This window comes from Oleiphilus sp. HI0128 (assembly GCF_001635365.1).
Genome location: NZ_LWGG01001532.1, coordinates 1 through 1,562 on the forward strand (window position 1 = coordinate 1; position 1,562 = coordinate 1,562).

Below are 1,562 nucleotides of genomic sequence, written 5' to 3' on the forward strand. Positions count from 1 at the left end.
ATTCTGACTGATTAGAAAGTCAAAAATACCTGGGTCGATGTCGCCAGATCGGGTGCCCATTACAAGCCCTTCAAGTGGGGTCATGCCCATACTTGTATCAGCGCTTTTACCGTTTTTTATTGCCGCAACACTTGCGCCGTTACCCAGGTGAGCGGTAATAATGTTTAGCTCTGGCAATGACTTATTTATCGTTTCAGATGCACGCTTAGCAATATAGCGGTGACTGGTACCGTGAAAACCATAGCGGCGAACATTATGTTCAGAATAAAGCTTGTAGGGTAGTGCGTAAGTATAAGCTTTGGCTGGCATTGTTTGATGGAATGCCGTATCAAATACTGCAACTTGTGGGAGATTAGGGTGCAGCACTTGTAAGCTCTCGATACCCACTATATTGGCTGGATTATGCAATGGAGCAAGGGGGATGCAGGCTTTGATCTGCTCAAGTACTTGTTCGCTAATCACAACAGATTCGCTAAAGATATTACCGCCGTGAACAACTCTATGTCCGATGGCCTTGAGTTCTTCTTTGATTGGAAAGTGCCGAGCAAGTTTCTCTATTGCTGCTTGTAGGGCAAGCGCATGGCTGTTGCCAAGTTCCGAAGATAGGTTTAATAAGAGGGTTTCTTTCTCACCTGAGTGCTTAACAGTAAGTTTGCCTTCTGTCTGATTAAGCGACTCTGCCAAGCCTTCTGCGAGAAGGCTTGTTTCAGGGTGGGTTGAGTAGAGTGCAAACTTTAAAGATGAACTGCCACAATTGATAACAAGAATAAGGGAGTTAGCCATGCTAAATAAACGTTTCCTAAGTTTATTGGGGTGGCCTGAGTACTAATTCTCTGCAGAAATTTCCAAGGCCCTTCGAGATGATTCGAAATAGATCTCATTGATTTGTTTAGCATTTAACTCGAATTTGGCTAATGCTGTCCAGTCTAACTTTTGCCATTCAGACTGTTCAAAGGCAATTGTGGTGGATAGGGCAAGTCCGGCATTACCTTTTAATAGAGTGAGCGCATCATTTATTCCCGGTGCTAATGAAATATGAGAGACGATATCGCTTAGTGATTGATCAAAAAATGCATCAAGGCAAGAAAGCAGGCCGACGGTGTAAAACTGGTCTTTTAGGCTTGGTTCAATATATTCCGATAGCCTTTCACACATTAGTGCACGTACCAGCGCCATATAGTGCAGCGCTTCGGGCTTGTCGTCCAACTTGCTTAATGCCAGCAAGCTGGCCCAGCTCTTAATTTTATCTATGCCCAGTAAGGTGACAGCCTTGTGAATAGAGTCTATGGTGTTGCTTCGTTTAAAGGCGGCGGAGTTAATAAGCTTGAGTAGCTTGAAGCTTAGTGCCGGGTCTCGGGAAATGATGGAGGTTAAGCCATCCATATCAATCTCGGGTGCTTGAATTTCAGAAATTAGGTTAATTATTGTCATTTTTCCTGCAGCGATTTTCTTACCTTTAATTATCTCGGGCTTGGATAAAAAATAGCCTTGGAAGAGGTCGCAGCCAAGTTCGTGGCAGCGCTTAAATTGCTCAGGTGTTTCGATCTTTTCCGCCAGAAGAG

2 protein-coding genes are annotated in these 1,562 nt (G+C 44.0%); both read right to left on the reverse strand.

Annotation, left to right across the window (positions count from 1 at the left end; all coding sequences use genetic code 11):
• Window positions 1-783: acetate/propionate family kinase (locus A3763_RS25270; RefSeq protein ID WP_156495326.1), on the reverse strand; the 783-nt coding region annotated here is incomplete at its 3' end.
• Window positions 784-825: 42 nt separating this feature from the next.
• The coding region (locus A3763_RS25275; protein ID WP_156495327.1) for an EAL and HDOD domain-containing protein at window positions 826-1,562 on the reverse strand (737 nt) is incomplete at its 5' end.